This window comes from Chachezhania antarctica (assembly GCF_003646465.1).
In the GTDB taxonomy this organism is placed as follows: domain Bacteria; phylum Pseudomonadota; class Alphaproteobacteria; order Rhodobacterales; family Rhodobacteraceae; genus Chachezhania; species Chachezhania antarctica.
This window is the reverse complement of the sequence record NZ_QZEX01000030.1, coordinates 1-3,795: the sequence shown is the minus strand read 5'-3', so window position 1 is coordinate 3,795 and position 3,795 is coordinate 1. Positions and strand designations below refer to the sequence as shown.

The following is a 3,795-nucleotide window of genomic DNA, read 5'->3' as shown; positions in this document are numbered from 1 at the left end:
CCCCAACTGTTCCCGAAGCAAGAGGCGATCGTGACGGCATCGCTCATGTCGATCGCGTACTGATCGGGAAGGTCGCTGGCGCCCTCCATCTTGATCGCATGGATCACCATGTCGGCATGCACGCCCAAGCCGACCACCACGGGACCGTCAGACCTCTTGTTGCCGTCGATCTTGGTCGCGAGGCTATCATAGGCCCCGCCGTCCATTTTCAGGACGATGCCGTGCCCCGTTTCGTCGCCGCCGCATCCTTGCGTGAAGATATTCGAGAAATGGAAGCGCGAGAAACTTGACGTGCCGCCCGGATTTTCGACCACGCCCTCGTAAAGCATGGCTTGCGCCGTGCTCTGCAGCTCAACTTGCACAAGTCCTCTTGTCAGGCGCAGTTTGCCGTTGGCCCCGCCGGAGATCATCACGTTTTCCGACCAGTTATGCCAATTCTGGATCAGGATCAGGATCGGCGTGTTCTTGTCGCCCGCGATCCCGGCAGGATGAAAGCCAAGCTGCGCCGCGTCCCGCATCTTCCAGAACGGGGCCACAGTTTGCGTGGTGGTCCATTCACCGCCCCGCAGTACCAGTCGGCGGCCACCTGTCTGCCCACGGTACGTGAAGAACGTGCCGGCGCCCCCGTGCAGAACATCCGCGCCCTCGGCCGCGATATGCAGGCTGCCCATAAGCGGCGCAGCGTATCCGCCAGCGTAATCGGCCCGCATCGACAGCTCCGGCAGATCGTCGACCACGTAGGGACCGCCGCGCCAGCTCGGCGTGATTTCCACCGTCCCGCCCTCGGGCCGGTTGGCAATCATCCACTTGAAGAGGTTCACGAAGGCCGCCGTGTCCTGCACCATGTTCCCCGGATCGCCGTCGCCCACCGGGTTGAAGGCGCGCAGCGTCGGCGTCTTGATGTAGGACGGAACAATGAACGGCTGACCGCCACCGTTCGCGACGAACGGCTCATCGGCCGCGGGCACCGCTTTCGCCTGCAGTTTGAAATCTTCCACGAAGATCTCATCGCCATCGTTGTAAGCCGCGCCGTCAACTTCGAAGCCGGCGAAGTTTTCCCAGAACCGCCGCGGGATCCCGGCCGGAAAGAACTGGCTCAGCGTGTTGAACGCCCATTCGCCGGCGTCATCCGTTGCGGCATCACCCACCGCCGCAACGATCAGATCTCCCGGCGCCAGGGCCACACCGTCGATCGCGCCGGCCGTGCCGATAAACCAGCCGTCACCCTTCGACGCCCCCGCAGGGAAAGCGCCGCCCGAGGCATCCCACCGCTCGGCCTGAATGGTCACCCCGATCCCCATGGCGGCGATCCTGTCCGACAGGGTCTTGAGCGGCGCATTGAATGCCGCTTCGGCCAGGTCCTTCCGGGTCTGCCTCTTTCCGGCCGCCGAGGCGGTCGTCGGGATCGTGACGGTTGGCGCGTTCATGAGAAACCTCGCTTGAGAAGGCGCGCCAGGCGCGCGCGTTTAACCGGCCCCGTCGATCGACAGGCCGCCGCTGCCCCCGCGGGGGCAATGTCAGGTAATGGTCAGCGTGAACGGGCCGGCGGCCGGGCCATCGGACCCGGTTCGCGAAACTGCCGTGACGAAGAAATCGGCTTCCCCGGCATCGGCGGCCGCGGTGATATCGGCCGTTTCACCCGGCCCCACGGCCAGCACGCCGCCGATATCCCCGGCCGCGCCGAACCCGTCGCCGGTCTCGGCCCGCCAGATCCGCGCGCCCTGGCCGATCAACGTGCCGGGCATCGTGACATTGAACCCGGCCTCGCCCGCGCCGGCCGTCGCGCTGTTGACCGTGATCTCGAAATCGACAGACACGCTTTCCTTGACCACCCAGGGCGATGCAGAGCTTCCGACCATGGCGCGCAACCGGATATCGAACTCGGGATGTACCGGCGGGTTGTGGATCCAGCCATAGACCTTGCCGCTCGTGTCGCGCAGATCCGCGTCGATCAACCCGCCCGAGATCCAGGCGCCGGGCTCATCGGCCGTGACGTTGGTCATCTGCAGCTCGTAATGCGTCACTGAGGCCGTAGGCGATGGCGGCGCGGCGAACCGCAGGCGCGAGACGATCGCGCTGCCCGCGTCGAAATCCACATCCGGCCCGGCCGTGATCTCGATCTCGCCCGGCGGTTCGACCTGCGGATAGGCGAAGTCGGTCGGCAGCGTCGTCAGCTCCTGCTCATGCAGCTCCGCATCATAGGCAAACACCGCGTCGGAATATTCCCGCAGGACAAACGGCGTCCGCAGGGCCACGCCCTCGTCATCTCCTGTCAGCGACGCAGCCGATCGCAGCGAAACCGCCTGCCATGACCCGTTGAACCGCGGCCGGTCCGGCAGGGCGCCCGTCACCCTGGCGCCGGGCAGGAGCTGGATCATCTCCGGCGGCCCGACCGAGGAAAACCGTTTCTGCAGCAACAGGCGCTGCCCCTCGATCCAGCGCAGCCGCTGCGCTTGCGTGCCACTTTGCACCATCGTCAGCGGATGATCGAACACGCGGGTTGCGGCGGCCGGCGCGCCCNATAATCCCGATCGGCCGAGACATAGGTCGTGCGAACCTGGCCGAAACCGCCATCGCCCGCGGCGAAGCGTTCGAACTCGTAACTGTCCAGGATCTCGGACAGCGTGTAGGCCGCCGGGATCGGCGCGGCCGGCAGCAGTCCGCGCCGGCCGCCGATCTGCACCAGCTCCGTCGCGCCGGCCGCGAGAAGCGGCTCGATCTGATCCTCGAGCTCGGCCTCGGCCGAATAGACAAGCGTGCCCTGCACCCGGTAGCGTTTTTCCGTATCGCCGCCTTTCTTCGCCGCGTCCTCGTCGGCCACGTCCGCGGCCCATTTGCACAGATCTAGGATAAGATCATCCAGCACCAGCGGCGCGACCGGGCTCTGCGTCAGCGCGTCGAGCGTGCAAAGCGCCTGATTGTCGCTCGCGAGCCAAGTTGCGGGATCGTCCAGGCTTTGCGCCGGATCGCGCGGATCCCAGACGTAAGACCAGGGCCCGCGCAGCGCGAGATCCGGCGGCAGAGACGGCCAGCGGTTCGCGCGCTCGGCCGTTTTGCCCACGTTGATTTCCATCCAGACCACGGTGCAGCCGCGCCAGGCGTCCGTTTCCTTGAACCAGGTCGGGTTGCCCTCGGAATAAGGAACGGCCGCGGTCACGGCCGCCGGCGGCGCGGTCTGCTCGCCCCGGCCGATCCACACGCGGATATAGCCCGCGAACGGATCATTCGTCGCCGTCGCGCCGCCCCCGTCGAAATCGTAGGGATCCCCGGCCAGCTCCACCGGCCGCTTGTCGAGCCGGAGCGTGAAGGGACCGGCAGACGGCCGGCTGTTGACCAGCCAGACGCCATATAGCTTGCCGTCCTTCACCACGTTGACCGGCGCCGGCGTGCCAACGGCTTCCGTGTCGCCGTAGACGTGCCGCTTTGCCGGCAGGCTTGTCGGTTGCCGCAGCTCCTGCTCCTGAACTTCGATCGGCGATTGCGTCCGGCTGCCGCCGCCAAGCCCGCCCGAGGCGGCTTTCAGGAGGAGCCCGCCGGCGAGGTTCGCGAGCGCCGGCCCGAGCACGGCGGCCGCGGCCTGTCCGACACCGGCGGTCACCAGCGCGGCCGCTACTGCGGTTCCCATATCCATGCCCTTTCCGGCGTGAAGCCGCCTGCATATCCGCGCGGCGATTTCGCCACCCATTCGTCAGGCGCGGGGCAAAAGAGGAGGCTATCGCCCCGGCCCGTGAAGCCGACCCCGAGCGCGCCCGGAACCGCGACCCCGGTCTCGGCAAAGCCGCGCTGCGCCGCGAT

General features: G+C 67.1%; 3 protein-coding genes. All 3 read right to left on the bottom strand.

The genetic code is table 11. The features are described from left to right. Positions 1 to 1,427: hypothetical protein (locus D4754_RS23595; RefSeq protein WP_163026046.1), on the bottom strand; the 1,427-nt coding region annotated here is incomplete at its 3' end. A gap of 90 nt (positions 1,428 to 1,517) precedes the next feature. Next, positions 1,518 to 2,495 carry a hypothetical protein gene (locus D4754_RS23590; RefSeq protein ID WP_121068606.1) on the bottom strand — a complete coding sequence of 326 codons (978 nt, stop codon included), beginning with the start codon at positions 2,493 to 2,495 and terminating at the stop codon, positions 1,518 to 1,520. Positions 2,496 to 3,609: 1,114 nt separating this feature from the next. After that, a partial coding sequence (locus D4754_RS24290; RefSeq protein ID WP_205589705.1) for a hypothetical protein occupies positions 3,610 to 3,795 on the bottom strand: 186 nt, incomplete at its 5' end.